Genomic DNA, 15150 nt, shown 5'->3' with positions numbered 1-15150 from the left:
TAGCACCTAGCACCTAGCACCTAGCACCTAGCACCTAGCACCTAGCACCTAGCACCTAGCACCTAGCACCTAGCACCTAGCACCTAGCACCTAGCACCTAGCACCTAGCACCTAGCACCTAGCACCTAGCACCTAGCACCTAGCACCTAGCACCTAGCACCTAGCACCTAGCACCTAGCACCTAGCACCTAGCACCTAGCACCTAGCTCCTGCTTTGTTTCATCCTCGGCATATACCTAACCACCCACGCCAACGTCATCAACACCACCACCGTCGCAGCGTTGGCCGGTATCTGCAGGCTGAAATCCACTGTGCTGTGCAGCAGCAGGGCGATGACCACCATCACCGGGGCAAAGGCCATGGCCTGGAACTGCAGCGTCTTGCGCTGGCGCATGGTGGCGATGGCCTGTCGTACCGATAGCAGGATAAAGGCCAGCAGCGGCAGGCAGCCCAGCACGCCGTGCTCCACCACAAACTGGAAGTAGTCGTTGTGGGCGTGGTCGTAATAGATGGGAATATCCTGCTGCCGGTAGCGGGGGAAGACTTCAAAATAGGTGCCGGCGCCGGAACCCAGCAGCGGCTGATCCTTGATCAGCGTCCAGGTGTCGCGGTTGACCTCGTCCCGGGTCTCTTTGGTAAAGGCGGTGCCCTCAAGGCGCTCGGCCACCTTATCAAAGCCAAACCAGGCACCCACAATCAACGAGTCGATCACCACCAGGCTGATCAGCAAAATAATACTGCCGCGGGTAATGCGCCGGGTCAGCCACAACCAGATGAAGCCGGTGGCCAACAGGCTGAAAAAGAACGCCGTATTGCCCATGCGGGAGCGGGTCAGTACCAGCGCAATCACCATCATGGCCAGTGCAATCCGCACTCGCACCTTGCTGCCCAGCAGGGTATCCAGCAGGCGCCGACCGCTTTCCTGCCAGCTTTTGGCGGAGCGCTGATAGAGATCAGACAACAGTAGGCCGGTACCGGCGGCAATACAGAGGATCAGGTAGTTGGCCAGATGGTTACGGTTTACAAAGGTGCCGGTGGCGTTACCGAGGTAATGCTGCTTCTTGATAAAAAAGCCGTACTCACTGCCGGACAAGGTCATCAGGCTGCCGTATACCGCCTGCAAGGTACCGCTGATCAGCAGTGCCAGCGCCAGGGCGCGCAAGCGCCCGGGGGTGCGAATCAGGGCCAGGGTTAAAAAGGCCAGCGCCGTAAACGCCAGGGTAGTGCGGGCGTGCATCCATGTGGTCTGCGTGTCGACCGAGACCGGCGCCCAGCTGCCCGTTTCCAGTTGTGCATCAAAGGGGCGCAGTAGGGCGATCAGTTCCACAGGCAACGGCAGTAACTGCAACAACATCACCCCGGCAAACAACAGCAGGCACATTACGGCGGTGCGCCCCTCCCGTAACGCCGTCGGCGCCGTCACTGAGCCACGCCAATGCAGCGCAACCCACCAGGCGCACAGCCCAAAGGTTATCAGTTCCAGCAGATGCCACGCCCAGGGGCGATTGCTCCCCAGCGGCATCGGCAGCCACACCAGCAACCCCAGAAACAGGGCGTAGACAAAGCGATCAGATGTTAGGGATATATTGGGGTAAGAAGCAGCAGGCACGGTCAAAAATCTGAATAGATAAAATATGGGTAGGCATCATACGGTCGGCGCTCGGCTCTGTCACGGACCAGCCCCCTCTTATCGTAGGAGCCCGGTGGCCCAGACCATCCCATCTTCCGGCTGCGCCGAAATTCACCTTATCCCCCGGGCGATCTTTCTCTCTTTCGCATGAACCCGCTACCCCAGACCATCTCATCTTCTGGCTGTACCGGAATTCACCTTATCGTCCGGGCAATCCCTTCAAACGGCTACCCAACCACACCGATCTGCTGCGAATCATCTCGTCTGAACGAACAATAAAAAACCCGGCAATGCCGGGTTTCTCAATCGTCAGTTCCGCAAATCGGGATAGTCTACCGATACCGCGATCAACCCTTAGGTTGGTGAGCCGCTTAGTTGCTGCTCTACTAGCACGGGCACGACCCCACCGCTAGGTTGCTGGCCAGTCCCATTATTTAGTTGCCCCGGCTGCCCAAAGCCCGGGGGCTGGTTTCCTGCACCACCACCGCCAGCACCAGTAGCGCCACTGTTTGCAATAACTGATGGGGTATAGCCCATCTGTGCCAGCTGACTCGTTAAATATTCGCTAACGGTAGGGTGTGGAGTACCAGTCGGAGCGGATGCATCCTCTGCCATTGTGAGTCCCATCGGGCCCACCAGGTCCGCGATTTCCGGGATCAGATCTACAGCAACATCAGGGTAGGCGCCAACAAACTCCATCAGCGATTGTTGCAGAGCCTGTGGGTTTCTGCCTACCAAGCCCTGCATATGCACCGCTAATTGATTCAGAAAGCTTTGCTGCGCGGGAGAAAGTGCCTGTTGTTGACTGGAACCGGTTACGGTCTGCGCGTGTGCAATGCCAATAGGCATGGCAACCAGCCCGGCGATCAGTAGATGCGTTAATTTCATGATGAGTAAAGTCCTTTCACGGAATCGACAAGTATCGGCCTGTCGCGACCTTTAACTGGCCTAATCCTAATATTGCTTTTGATTACGGGCTTGCGGCTAAAGCCGAAAACCTGTCCCCCAAACTTCTGAGTTCCGATGATAATTTATGCGCCGCCAAATGTGAACTGCGACGCAGACAAAAATTGGCGATTGGCTTGCGTATTTGTGGCTTGGGGCGAAGCGGGCGCTCAAAACCCGACAGGCGGTAATAAAAATTCAGAAACGCCTTTAATATGAATCTAAAAACGCGTGCTCTACCAGGACGGATGAGCATCACCCTGCTCGCCACTCGCCACTCGCCACTCGCCACTCGCCACTCGCCACTCGCCACTCGCCACTCGCCACTCGCCACTCGCCACTCGCCACTCAATTGGATCAAAAAATAATCGGCAAGTAATAGGGATTTAAAAATCCCTATCATATTCATCTAAAAGAAGCGCCTTAGAAATGTGACCCGATTCAACTTTTGTTCTAGAATTCTCGCCTTTACGTACCGCGTCGTTGGGCCGGTGCGAGTAAATGGAGCCAAGGGGGCGCTTGCGTTTCGCGGGTTGTTGGCGGGATTTCAGTTCTCTGCCTATGGCGGTAGCCGGTGAAATAGGGAAGAACATTGATGATGTCCTGCCTGTCGTATTGCTTCTATATAGAGCCACTCCTCCCCAAAGACTGAAATTGCAGATGCATAACTTCGTCAGATACCGGTGGTGAAGTGACCCGCTATGCGTTGATGTGAAATGCGCTTACCTGGCTGGGTGGTAATCGTTAGGGGGAATTTGGCCCTCGAGTTGCTGGCAATTCCAGCTTTTGTCGAAAGCGATGCGTATTTCGTTGTCTCTTGGGGCAGGTATTAGCAGGCCAGAGACGGAGAGATGTGATCGTTAACCGGAATCAATTTACTCTGATCCAATTGGTTTGAATAAGGAATTATTTTTGAGCCAAGAGTATATAACGTGAATTAATTTTCGCGCAATCAACGGGCTTTAGGTGTATCAACTTCTACTTCAACGCTATCGAGATTTTCTTGTTGACCGGCTTGGCCGCGTCATTAGTTTGGGCTGCAGGCATTCTTCAAGCTCGTTGCGCGCGCCTGAGGTTTTTAAGGTTTGAATTGAATTAGTCTAAGGTGTAGAGGCTTCTTCCGGAAGAGAATTTTAACTTTCTAGAATTATCTAATTCTCTGAGAAATTTAATTATAGTACATGCTTTACGATATGCAGATGAGATAAATCTTTCGGAGTTTCATAAATGTCTGCTTCGAACTATGGCCAATATTCTGGCGCTGTGCAGTAAGTTCTGCATTGTCCAGATTTCTAAGTAGGCGTTTTGGTGTAGATTATTTTTTGGTGAAAGGAAAGGGTGTCTAGTGAAAAAACCGAATTTCTTTTTGATTGGGGTTCCCAAGGCAGGAACGACTTCAATACATGAGGTTTTGTCGGCGCAAGATCATATCTTTATGTCAGAATTGAAAGAGCCCCACTTCTTCTCCAATGTTGGTGATTTTGGCATCTCTCAAAAAAACATTAGATCAGATAGCGATTATTACAAGCTTTTTTCAAAAGCTAGCGCTGGGGACAGAGTAATTGGCGAATCAAGTACGTCATATTTTTATAGCAAACCTGCTATGGAAAGTATTAAAGAGGTGTGCCCGGATGCCAAGATCTTAATAGTTTTGAGGGACCCAATAGATAGATTGCTGTCTCATTGGAGTATGGATGTAAGAGAGGGGGTTCAAAAAAAGTCGTTATTTGATGCGATTGAAGAAGACTATAGTCGATCTGAAAAAGGCTATAGGGTGTCGCACATGTATATAGAATGCGGCAGGTACTATGAAGGGGTTAAAAATGCGATGGAAATTTTTGGTGGAGATAATGTTTTTATTTGCCTTTTTGATGACTTAATGGAAAGTCCAAGCCATTTTTACAAAAGACTTTTTGTTTGGTTGGGTTTGTCAGGCAGTTTCTATAGTGTTTCGAAATTGTCGCATTCCAATAAGGCGGGAGAGGTTAAAAATGTTGTTGCCCGAAAGCTTTTCCATTTTAGACCTCTCAGGAGGTTTTTGGCGTATTGGTTGAGTGGATCAATTAAGGCTGTCCTTCGGTCGCTGATAATGAGCCCGGCAGGAAAGGTTTATATTTCTGTAGAGGAGGAGGAAAAGCTTGCTAAATTTTTTTCTAAGGACCTTGATAATCTGATAAGAGATTATGATTTGAATGTCTCCAGCTGGAGAACTGTAAAGTATTTAAAATAGACGTTATGGTTATGAGCTTTGAATTGGATTTTGTTTGTGTCGGCGCCCCTAAGTGCGGGACCACCAGTTTGTATCACTACTTGGGTCAGCACCCTAGAATATTCTTGCCTAAGAAAAAAGAATTACATTTTTTTTCTAGACGGTACCTGGATCGTAGGTTGTCTGGACCTGGGGATAGGTATTCATTGGATGGCTGTCCGTCTAGTTGGAGCCAGTATGAGAAATTTTATTCAAGTGCTCAGCAAGATCAAATACTAGGGGATATTTCACCATCATACTTCCAGCATCCGGAATGCTTTAGTGAGATAAGAGAGAGATTTCCTAGAGTAAAAGTAATCTTAATGCTTCGAGACCCGGTAAAAAAGGCCGTGTCCCAATATATGCATCTTGTAAGGGAGGCGAGGGAGCCTCTCGAATTTGAAGATGCGATATCGGCAGAAGATTCCCGGGTGAAGTTAGGGTACTCGGATTTCTGGGAGTACCGTGCTGGGGGATTGTATCTTGAAAAAGTCAAAGCGCTTTATGACGTTTTTTCTCGAAAGGATGTGAAGATTGTCTTTCAAGAGGATTTGGCTCGATCCCCGCTGCAAGTGATGTCAGAAATTACAGATTTTCTAGGAATAGAGAGCTGTGACTGGAATCTGGAAGAGAGGTTTAATCGTTCTGGCGCTCCCAGATCAAAACTGGTGGCCCGGCTGTTGTCGCCAGGAGTTTTTCTGCGGGCGGCGAAGTTAGTGGTTCCTGCTAAATTCGGCTCCAAGTTAAAGGAGTTTCTGGTTAGTAAAAATACAATTGATAAAAAGATCGTAGGGTGTGAGATTAAAGATCAACTTAAAGATTATTATCAGAAAGATGTGGATGACCTAGGTGAGCTGATTGGGGGGGTTCCGTGGAGAAGATTCAGAAAATAAGAAATCCGGGAGGTGACAGGGGGTGATTTATTTTGCCGGATTTATAACTCTTATTGCGGTTGCGCTCCAGCTATTTCGTGATCCTAAGACACTGTTTTTGAGTCCTGTATTTTTTACCAACATACTTTTCTTACTGGTCTTTTATTTGCCGATCAGCTTTGCAGAATATTTGGTTGAGTTTCTTTATTACTCTGATGAACTAAAGGTTATGGTAGTGGTTTGTCATGTTACAGCAATGATGGGGTTAATTTGTGCGAACATCTGGGTTTTCTCGCGCTACCGGCATTCATCAGGAGTGACCTTTTTACACTTATCTGTCTCAGAAAAGGAGTCTTACGTTTTCTTTCTGGTGGGTGTTTTGGGTTACTTAATGCTATATCTATTGAGGGGTGTTCCCGCGCTATCTCATGATGTGGGGATGGCAAGGCAGGTATTTGCAACAGGCATGGGATTCTTTACTTGGTTTTTTAAGGGGTTTATGAATTTTCATGTTCTAAACTTGCTTCTATTAAAAAAATACAAAAAGGGATTTTTGTATTTTTCGTTTGTCGTGGTTTTTGTTGCGCTTAGTGGATGGAGAGGTAACGTAATTTTCTTGGTGTTGATGAGCGCGGTTGTATTGTCAATGCTCAGAGTAGTAAGTGTAAAGGCGCTTATGTTGGCTGGAACTGTTGTGCTATTGATCGCCTTTATGGGGGTCATGAGGTCGTATGTGAGCGGGCATGCTATTTACGGTATCGATATCTCTGGCGGGGGCGCAATGGAGTTTTTTCTGGCTACACTAAGTTATTTAGTAGTTAGGCTTGGGGTGCATGTTAATGTTCTTCAGTTGATAATGGATAATGTCGCTGGAGACTATTTAATGGGGCGAGGGATTCTTATGGATCTTTCGTCTTTTATTCCTGGGGCAAGTGAGTCAGTCGTTTATTACTTGAAAGATCGATTTGCGGTATGGGAGGGCGGCGGAGGTCTTCCTCCAACGTTTTTGGGTGGTCTCTATCTAGATTTTGGCTTTTGGGGGGCTGTATCGGGAGCGTTTATTCTTTGCTTTGTATATGGTGTATTAGTCAATAGCTTAACCATTAGGGCAGGCGCTTCGATTTATCTTGCATTTGTTGTCGGGTTTATTCAGGTGGCTTGGTTCTATTCTTTTCTTGGGACGTTCTTTGGTTATTTTCCGCTTTACATGTTGATATGCATGGTTATTGTCATGGGAATCCGGTGGTGTACAAGTTTTTTTAATTTTTCTATTCGCAGAGTGAAAATAGTTTGATTGTGGGGGAGTTGCGTGAATAGGGGGTTGACAGAAGGTGTTCAGTTGTCAGTGGTTATTGTGACCTTTAATTCTGAACAATATATTGAAAATTGTATTCTGTCTCTTGAGCATTTGGTGCTCAAAAATGGTGTAAAAGTCGTAGTGGTTGATAATGCGTCTTCGGATAGAACACTAGAAATTGTAGGGCGACATTCGTGGGTCTCCTTGGTGCCTCTAAAGGAAAATTTGGGGTTCGGTACTGCTAATAACATCGGGTGCCGTCATATTAGTGCTGATTACTATTTTCTCCTGAATGCCGACGCCTTTTTGAATCCTGATGTCGATATGTTTCGAGTGATTAATTTCATGCAGTCGGAAAAAGACGTTGCCGTATGCGGATTGAAAATGGTGTATCCGGATGGGGCGACCCAAACCTCGTCTTACACATTTTCCTCGGCTGGCAAGTGGTTAGTTCAAGTCCTGCCCGGATTCTATAGATTTATGAGGTTAGTATCGGCTTTAGGGTTGGGTAAGGTGTTGGCAAAAGTGTCAAAAAAATACTCTAGCTATAGACGGAATCATCAATTGATCCCGCCCAACTATGATACGGTGAAAGTTGACTGGGTTTGTGGTGCTGCAATGCTGGTCTCAGGTGAGTACATCGAAGAGTTTGGGCTTTTTGATGAGAATATATTTCTTTACGGAGAGGACGAGGATGTTTGTCTGATGGCAAAGGCCAGGGGTAGGCGAATTATAGAGGTTAATTCTCCGCCGATTGTGCACGTTCATGGTTGGAATTCCTCGAATAGGTTTAGCCCAGTTGTGGCGGCATTGAAATTCGACTCGCTAGAATACTTTATCAAGAAGCATTATAGCGGTACATTCGGCGGTTCGGTCATGAAGTTTTTACTGCCAATCTATGTGTTTGGATTTGGTAGAAATTTAGCGGAATTTTTACGTGAAAAATATTTTTGACCAGGTAAGGGTTGGGGCTCAACGAGAAGTTATTCTTTCAATAGTAGAAAGAAAAAAAGGCCCATGTGTAGTGAATTTCCTCAATGCTCATGCAGTTAATCTCGCCTATAGAAATGATAAGTTCCGGCTGGCTCTTGATTCGTCGGATTACTTATTGCGCGATGGTGCTGGAGTCGAGATTGCGCTAAGGATGTGTGGAAAAATCGTAGGAGATAATAATAATGGCACAGATCTTATACCGGAGTTGTTGTCAGCTCTTGGTTGTCGGACTGTATCGGTTTTGGGGTCTACAGACCAAGTTATTGATGATTTTTCTCACTGGGTTTTTGCTAATACCGATCTTCGCTGGGCTGGAGGGCTTAATGGGTTTGATTATGTTACGAGTGACTACCTATCGGCGGTAAAGCTTTGGCATCCTGAAGTGATTTTGCTGGCAATGGGAATGCCAAAACAAGAATTGTTGGCAAGGGAGATAAAAGAGGCTTTTCCGAACCTGACAGTAGTAATTATTTCGGGAGGGGCGATTTTAAATTTTCTTACAGGTAGGGAACTTCGGTCACCAAAAATCTTTCGAAATTTAAGGCTTGAGTGGCTTTGGAGGCTGGCTAACGATCCTGTTAGGCTCTCGCGCCGGTACATAATAGGTAATGTTGTTTTTTTATTGGGTGTTTTGCGGTTAAAGATTAAGTTCTGGGCGCTAAAAGTGTAGTTTTTTTGTTTTCTGAAATTTTTGTGTCAAGATTTCTGCTTAAGTAATCGGTAGCGCAATGTCATGTGGATAGTCAGTTTTAAAATGGATGCGAATGTCTTAAAAAAAATATCCGCAACAGCTTTTGTTAAGTTGGGGTCAGGAGCGTTACTGTTTTTTTTGACTATGTTCGTCTCTCGCACAATGGAGGGTGCGGAGGCAGGTGCGTTTTTGTGGGGGCTGTCGTTTATGTCTGCGATTGCCATTCTGTTTCGATTAGGTCTTGATAGTGTCATTATGAGGGCGGTCGCTTGTGGTGGCGTTGATGAAGCAGCTCAAGCGACTCTGTATCGGGGGTTGATTTGGATTTTATTAGCGACAAGCATTTTTTTGTTCGTTGCCTTGATTGCTGGGGATGCTCTCCTTGAATTGGTTTGGGCGAGCGAGGTTGTTGAGAACCCACTTCAAATAATGCTTTTGGCGCTCCCGGCGATGTCCTGTTTTATGGCCCTGGGATTTGCGTTTCAAGGGCAGCAGCGAGTTGTATTTGCCACGATCTTTCAAAATCTTGGTGTGACAGCATTATTTTTATTGTCATTTAATGCTCTCTTGGAGGGAGGTTTAATAGAGTCAACGTCGCGAGAAGCCGAGATTATATTCGTTATATGTTCTTGGATAATGTTGTTGTTCGCGCTCGTAGCTTGGTTTTCGGGAGAGGGCGTATCCTTTAAGTTGGAAGCCCTTTGGGATCGGCGCCAGCTTGTTGCAAGCGGAAATCTTTGGGCGGTGTCATGTATGAATGTTCTGGCCAATTGGTCAGCGATCGTGATGGCGGCAATATTTGTTCAAGCTGAAGAGTTGGCATACCTGTCAGCGGCTCAAAGGACAGCGATGCTTGCTAGTTTTATCTTATCTATTGTCAATACGGTTGTAGCGCCCAGATATGCACAGTTATGGTCATCGGGGAAGGTTGATCGGGTCAGGAGTTTGGCGCGCAATTCTACTAGGGCGATGATATTAGTGATGTTGCCTGCCTTCTCTCTAGTGATTATTTTCCCTTCTGAAATCATGCGGCTTTTTGGTTCTGGTTTTGAGGCAGGTGCGACACTATTGGTGATTATGGCGTTGGGCCAATTGGTTAATGTTGCAACAGGGTCTGTGGCTTACCTTTTGAGCATGAGTGGTCATGAACGGGACTTAAAAAGAGTTACATTTATTTCTGGACCAATATCAATAGTCAGTGCAGTATTTTTTACTAGTCAGTGGGGGGTTTTGGGGGCTGCTATTGCAACTGCAGTTGGGCTGTCGGCTCAGAATTTAGGTGCCTTATGGATGGTAAAGAGACGTTTGGGTTTTTTGCCGATAGGCTAGGTGTACTGCGTGATTTCCTCAAAAGCAATTGCGCGGGACGTTGTGGAAAAATGTTAGATGCATGTTGAGAATAGATGCGTAAAAATTAAACATTATTGGTGGTCTTCTTTTTGTGTAGTGTTTTCTACTGGACGCTAGAATGTCGTTACAGCCCTGTAGATTGTTAATCTGCCTTTGCCTTTGCCTTTCTGGTTTCGGGGTGTCTCCTCAGGCCTTAGAGCTAAACGACGCACGCCACCTTTCATTAAGGGCGGCATTCGGCCCTAATCTAATGTTAATTAATAGATTCCAAGCACTCTCACGAGAAGAGATGGTCACGGAATTGATTAGTGCTGATATTGCTGTGTTTTTTGCACCTATGTGTGCTTCTAATATAGTTGTTTCGGCCAGCTTAATGAAAAGTTGGAGCGATGTTGCAAGGGTTGATTATCAAAAAATGAAAAACCTTTGCAATAGTGAGTTACAGGAACGGGCTTCCGTGAGCTTAATCGAATCTCCGGCAGTACTTCGGGAGCGTATGACTCTCTTTTGGCACAACCACTTTGCAACTGCTGTTACGAAAGTCGGCCAAACTTCTTTACTTTATCAGCAGCACAGTATGCTTCACAGGCAGTCGCTGGGCAATTTTAGGGTGCTGCTGCATTCCGTCCTGAATGACGCTGCCATGTTGTTGTACCTGGACAATGCAAACAATAGCAAACACAAACCAAACGAGAATCTTGCCCGTGAGCTTCTGGAGCTGTTCACCCTGGGGGAAGGGCACTATACCGAAAACGATATCAAAGAGGTGGCCCGCGCCCTAACCGGGCAGTCCGTGGATCGCGACAACTCTTTTGCCGTGCGTTTTTATCCTGAGCGGCACGACTACGGTGCTAAGACCATATTCGGCGAAACCGGCCATTATGGGGTAGAAGGCGTTGCAGAGTTGATCTTACGACAGCCACAAACCGCCCGTTTTATTACTCGAAAACTCTGGTTGGAGTTTGTGAGCGAGCCGGATGAGGCAACCATTAATCGGTTGGCAAGCCGCTTTGCAAAAGATTGGAATATAAAAGCCCTTGTGCGTGGGATTTTGCTGAGCGATACGTTCTGGAAGGATCAGGGGCGTATGATCAAATCCCCTGTCGAGCTGGTCATTGGGGCCGAGCGCCTGCTGCCTGGCCAGCAGGTTCCTCCTGACGCAGTGGCACCGTTACTCTCGCGTCTCGGCCAATCGCTATTTAACCCGCCCAATGTCAGAGGATGGCCGGGAGGTAAGGATTGGATTGACTCCAGTAGAATGATGCTGCGGGTGAACTTCGCAGATAGGTTATTGCGTGGGCTTGAGCAGGAGGCTACCCCGGAGGAGTTGGCGTTTTTGTGTGAAGGGGATGGTCCAGCCCGATTTGCGGCCCTGCCAGATCTGATAGAGGTGGATAGAAGTGCTCCCTGCATGGAGCAGTTATCTGTGGTTTTAACAGACCCGGTCTGGCAGTTGAAGTAAGGGCACTTGATGCGACGGCGCACCCTATTGCAAATAGCTTCGGTTGGCGTGTTGGCCGGTTTGGCCCCGTGGGCGGCCTATGCCCGAGCGAAGCGCAAATTGCCTGTGCTGGTACTGGTGGAGCTAAACGGCGGCAACGACAGTTTGAATACGGTGGTTCCGCTAGGGCAGTTGGATGCCTACCAAGTGTTGCGTCCGCAGCTGGCCCTGCAAGCCGAAGAGCGGATTCAGCTGGATGAGCAATTTGCGGTGCACCAGTCCCTGGAGGCGCTTTTGCCGGTGTGGCAGTCAGGCCATATGGCCTTGATTCACGGGGTGGGTTATCCGCAGCCAAATCGCTCGCATTTTCGCAGTATTGATATTTGGGACACCGCCTCTGCTGCTGATAAGTACCTCAACGAAGGCTGGTTGTCGGGCATCTCCCCGATAAAGTCTGCTCAGCCGGTCGATGCGGTGGTGTTTGGGCGCAATGCGGCCCCGGTGATGGGAGAGCAATCGCGGTATTTGAAGATAAACAGCCTCGCGCAGTTTGTAGCCCATGCGGCTAAAGTCGACGCCGTAGAAGCGGCACAGGCCAACGATGCCCTCAGCTATGTCGCCAGCCAACAAAACACCTTATTTGCGGGGGCTGAGCTGCTGGTGCCTGCCGTTAAGCGTGCCCCTCCCTTGGCGGTAGAGTTCCCTGCTTCACCGTTTGGTAAGCACCTGGCAGACGTCGCAAGATTGCTGAAGTTGGAGCTGGGCATACCTGTTATTAAAGTGGCGTTGGGCAGTTTTGACACCCATCGCAACCAAAAGACAACCCACGCACGGTTACTGAAAGATCTGGCGGAGGGTTTGGCTGCGTTCTCCCGCGAGTTACAAATAGCCGGCCTGTGGGACCGCGTGGCGATCATGACTTACTCAGAGTTCGGTCGCAGGGCCGCGCAGAATGGCTCCGGTGGGTCAGATCATGGTACGGCCGCAACCCATTTTGTAATGGGCGGTGCGGTACGCGGTGGACATATTGGCGAGCATCCCGACCTGACAGCTCTGGTCGACCAGGATATGCAATACACAACAGACTTTCGCAGTGTTTACCAAACGATTCTAAGTGATTGGTGTGGCCAGTCAGGTTTAACCGTGGGCGGAGCTCACTGGCCAACCCTCCCGCTGTTCAGGTCTGTATAGATTTTCTTCTGACCCAAACATTTGGTTTTAGATTCTTCGCTAAAGCCGCATTTCACTTCTAAGCCTGTTTAAAAAACGTACACGCCTCGCGGGCAAATCAAATTTCTTGTAAAAAGTTCATGAAACTATCGTGACGTGCCGCACATTCTTTCCTAGAATGTCACGCTTTCGTAACTGGTTATTTGGGGGCAGGGGTTTAATGCCATCCAGTTATGAATCTCAAGAATTCTATATCAGGGATACATCTTCCATTAGGAGTAATACATGTCTAAATCGGTTTTCGCCCGTTCTCTGCTGGCGGTGGCGGTCTCTGCCTCTGCGTCTGGTGCCATGGCTCTGGACCCTGCACCGGTAAAAGCTGGCGTATTTGAGATCGTGCCAACATTGGCGCTGGAGCAGCGTTACGACGACAACATCTTTTCCCAGCCAACCGATGAGCAGGAGTCCTGGGTAACCGTGCTGACGCCTTCGGTTGAGGCCACCGCCGACCTGGATACGGTTGAGCTGTCCGCGCTGTATGAGCACAGCTCTGGCCTGTACGAAGCCAGCAGCGACGACAATTACTCCGACAACCGCGTTGAAGCTGGCGTGAGCTGGGAGCTGAACCACCGCAACCAGTTTGACCTGACCGCTTCTTACTTCGATGGCCACGAAGACCGCGGTACCGGCTTCACCCAGGGTGCTGCCGCCGGCGCGATTGAAGAGCCCGATACTTACGATGAAGTGGCTGTAGACGGTAAGTACACCTACGGCAGCGAGACCTCCAAAGGCCGTCTGGAGCTGGCTGTGGGCAGCTACGAGAAGCAGTACACCAATCACCGCGACCTGACCCGTGGCCGTGACCGCGATGCCCTGAAAGCTTCCGGAACCTTCTTCTGGCGCGTAGGCGGCAAGACCGACCTGCTGGCCGAGGTGCGTCAGGCCGATAACGACTACGTTTATGACCCTGCTGAAGTTACCGGCAGCTACGACACCCTGGACAACACCTCCACCAAGTATTTTGTGGGTGTGACCTGGGAAGCCACTGGCAAAACCACCGGTAGCGTGAAAGTGGGTCAGGGCAAGAAAAACTTCGACGATGCTGACCGTGATGATTTCTCTGGCGCAAGCTGGGAAGTGGGCGTGACCTGGCAGCCCAAAGAGTACTCTGCGCTCTCTGTGAACACTGCCCGTGAAGACCGTGAAACCGACGGTGCCGGTAACTTCATCGACGCCAAAACCTACGGCGTGAACTGGCAGCACGGCTGGACCGATCGTTTCACCTCCACCCTGTTCTACAGCTTCGACGATTCCACCTACGAGGGTGATGCTTCCGGTCGTGAGGACGAAACCACCACCTACGGCCTGCGTGTAGATTACTCCATGCGTCGTTGGCTGGACCTGGGCCTCTCCATTACCGAGACCAATAAAGACTCCAACTTCGGTCAGTTCGAGTATGACCGCGAGCAGGTTGCCCTGCACGCTACTATCAGCCTGTAAGGCTGTTTAGTAGCGGGTGGCGAGTAGTAGTAAGTAACGAGGAGCGAGTTGCGAGTAGCGAGAGGGAAGTAAAAGGACGATGAATGATTTGTCCTGCTTTTCCAGGGCTTTTGACTCGTTTCTCGCTACTCGCGACTCGAATCAAGGTTTTTTTAACGGGCTGTTGATTCAGCCCGTCGTTGTGTTTGGACGATAGAGATTTGGTGATGAAACTGTTGCGCGTTTCCATGTTACTGCTGCTGACCACTCTGGCCGGGGTGTCGCTGCCGGTGCTGGCACAGGGCGGTTTTTCCGAGTACACCCTGGGCTCCGGCGATGTGATTGGCATCCATGTGTTCGGTGAGTCGGACCTGAGTTTTGACGAGGTGCAGCTCAGCGATGCCGGTACCCTGTCGTACCCGTTCCTGGGGGAGCTGAAGCTGAAAGGCCTGACCGTAGGCGAGCTGCAGCACAAGATCACCAAGGGCTTGCTGGGTGACTACCTGATCGACCCCCGCGTCTCCATCACCATCGTCAAATACCGTCAGTTCTTTATCAACGGCGAAGTGGAAAAGCCCGGCGGCTTCCCCTTCCAGCCCGGCCTGACCGTGCGCAAGGCGGTCTCCCTGGCGGAAGGCTTCACCGAGCGCGCTGCCAAGAAGAACATATTTATTATCTCGGATAATACCGCCGACCAGACCCCGGTACGGGTGGAGTTGAACACGCCAGTGAAGCCGGGTGACATTATTACTGTTGAACAGAGCTTTTTCTAAAGGGCAGGGACTAGGGGCTAGGGCGCTGCGCTTCTAGGTCAAAGGATTTAGGAACTAGGGCGCTTCGCTGCTAGGTACTAGGAAAAGCAAAGCACATAATGCTGTAGAACCTAGAACCTAGAACCTAGAACCTAGAACCTAGAACCTAGAACCTAGAACCTAGAACCTAGAACCTAGAACCTAGAACCTAGAACCTAGAACCTAGAACCTAGAACCTAGAACCTAGAACCTAGAACCTAGAACCTAGAACCTAGAACCTAG

Annotated in this window: 12 protein-coding genes; 10 read left to right on the top strand and 2 right to left on the bottom strand. The window is 49.2% G+C overall.

Annotated elements, in window-relative coordinates; genetic code table 11:
- Positions 1-202: 202 nt before the first annotated feature.
- Positions 203-1609 (bottom strand): O-antigen ligase family protein, encoded by a 1407-nt coding sequence (locus GSF27_RS18130; RefSeq protein ID WP_160971320.1) that lies wholly within the window; start codon positions 1607-1609, stop codon positions 203-205.
- A 375-nt stretch (positions 1610-1984) separates the two neighbouring features.
- A complete protein-coding gene (locus tag GSF27_RS17260) occupies positions 1985-2518 on the bottom strand; it encodes a hypothetical protein (protein ID WP_160971319.1) in 534 nt (177 codons plus the stop codon).
- Between the two features lie 1402 nt (positions 2519-3920).
- Here GSF27_RS17260 and GSF27_RS17255 point away from each other — a divergent pair.
- The 10 genes from GSF27_RS17255 (at position 3921) to GSF27_RS17210 (ending at position 14889) form a co-directional block, all read left to right on the top strand.
- Positions 3921-4805, top strand: a complete 885-nt coding sequence (locus GSF27_RS17255) for a sulfotransferase (RefSeq protein ID WP_160971318.1) — start codon at positions 3921-3923, stop codon at positions 4803-4805.
- A gap of 11 nt (positions 4806-4816) precedes the next feature.
- Positions 4817-5716: a sulfotransferase gene (locus tag GSF27_RS17250; protein WP_160971317.1), complete on the top strand. Its 900-nt coding sequence runs from the start codon at positions 4817-4819 to the stop codon at positions 5714-5716.
- Positions 5717-5738: 22 nt separating this feature from the next.
- On the top strand, positions 5739-6989 hold the full coding sequence (locus GSF27_RS17245) for an O-antigen polymerase (protein ID WP_160971316.1): 1251 nt from the start codon (positions 5739-5741) through the stop codon (positions 6987-6989).
- A 27-nt stretch (positions 6990-7016) separates the two neighbouring features.
- Entirely contained in the window at positions 7017-7946 is a 930-nt protein-coding gene (locus tag GSF27_RS17240; RefSeq protein WP_160971315.1) for a glycosyltransferase family 2 protein, read from the top strand.
- On the top strand, positions 7930-8655 hold the full coding sequence (locus GSF27_RS17235) for a WecB/TagA/CpsF family glycosyltransferase (protein WP_160971314.1): 726 nt from the start codon (positions 7930-7932) through the stop codon (positions 8653-8655). Before GSF27_RS17240 ends, GSF27_RS17235 begins: the two co-directional genes overlap by 17 nt.
- Before the next feature lie 84 nt (positions 8656-8739).
- Positions 8740-10005 carry an MATE family efflux transporter gene (locus tag GSF27_RS17230; protein WP_160971313.1) on the top strand — a complete coding sequence of 422 codons (1266 nt, stop codon included), beginning with the start codon at positions 8740-8742 and terminating at the stop codon, positions 10003-10005.
- 139 nt (positions 10006-10144) lie between these two features.
- Positions 10145-11488, top strand: coding sequence for a DUF1800 family protein (locus GSF27_RS17225; protein ID WP_160971312.1), 1344 nt, complete (start codon positions 10145-10147; stop codon positions 11486-11488).
- Positions 11489-11593: 105 nt separating this feature from the next.
- Positions 11594-12658, top strand: a complete 1065-nt coding sequence (locus tag GSF27_RS17220) for a DUF1501 domain-containing protein (protein ID WP_160971311.1) — start codon at positions 11594-11596, stop codon at positions 12656-12658.
- Between the two features lie 264 nt (positions 12659-12922).
- Positions 12923-14137, top strand: a complete 1215-nt coding sequence (locus GSF27_RS17215; protein WP_160971310.1) for an outer membrane beta-barrel protein — start codon at positions 12923-12925, stop codon at positions 14135-14137.
- 206 nt (positions 14138-14343) lie between these two features.
- Positions 14344-14889 (top strand): polysaccharide biosynthesis/export family protein, encoded by a 546-nt coding sequence (locus GSF27_RS17210; protein WP_160971309.1) that lies wholly within the window; start codon positions 14344-14346, stop codon positions 14887-14889.
- Positions 14890-15150 lie beyond the last annotated feature (261 nt).

This window comes from Pseudomaricurvus sp. HS19 (assembly GCF_009857815.1).
In the GTDB taxonomy this organism is placed as follows: Bacteria; Pseudomonadota; Gammaproteobacteria; order Pseudomonadales; family Cellvibrionaceae; genus Pseudomaricurvus.
The sequence above is the reverse complement of the archived record's forward strand: the minus strand, read 5'-3'. Positions and strand labels throughout refer to the sequence as shown.

Bases quoted from the DNA above. Each gene is read 5' to 3' on its own strand.
- GSF27_RS17210 (WP_160971309.1), top strand. From the start codon at position 14,344: ATGAAACTGTTGCGCGTTTCCATGTTACTGCTGCTGACCACTCTGGCC.
- GSF27_RS17230 (WP_160971313.1), top strand. From the start codon at position 8,740: ATGGATGCGAATGTCTTAAAAAAAATATCCGCAACAGCTTTTGTTAAG.
- GSF27_RS17225 (WP_160971312.1), top strand. From the start codon at position 10,145: ATGTCGTTACAGCCCTGTAGATTGTTAATCTGCCTTTGCCTTTGCCTT.
- GSF27_RS17250 (WP_160971317.1), top strand. From the start codon at position 4,817: ATGAGCTTTGAATTGGATTTTGTTTGTGTCGGCGCCCCTAAGTGCGGG.
- GSF27_RS17260 (WP_160971319.1), bottom strand. From the start codon at position 2,518: ATGAAATTAACGCATCTACTGATCGCCGGGCTGGTTGCCATGCCTATT.
- GSF27_RS17215 (WP_160971310.1), top strand. From the start codon at position 12,923: ATGTCTAAATCGGTTTTCGCCCGTTCTCTGCTGGCGGTGGCGGTCTCT.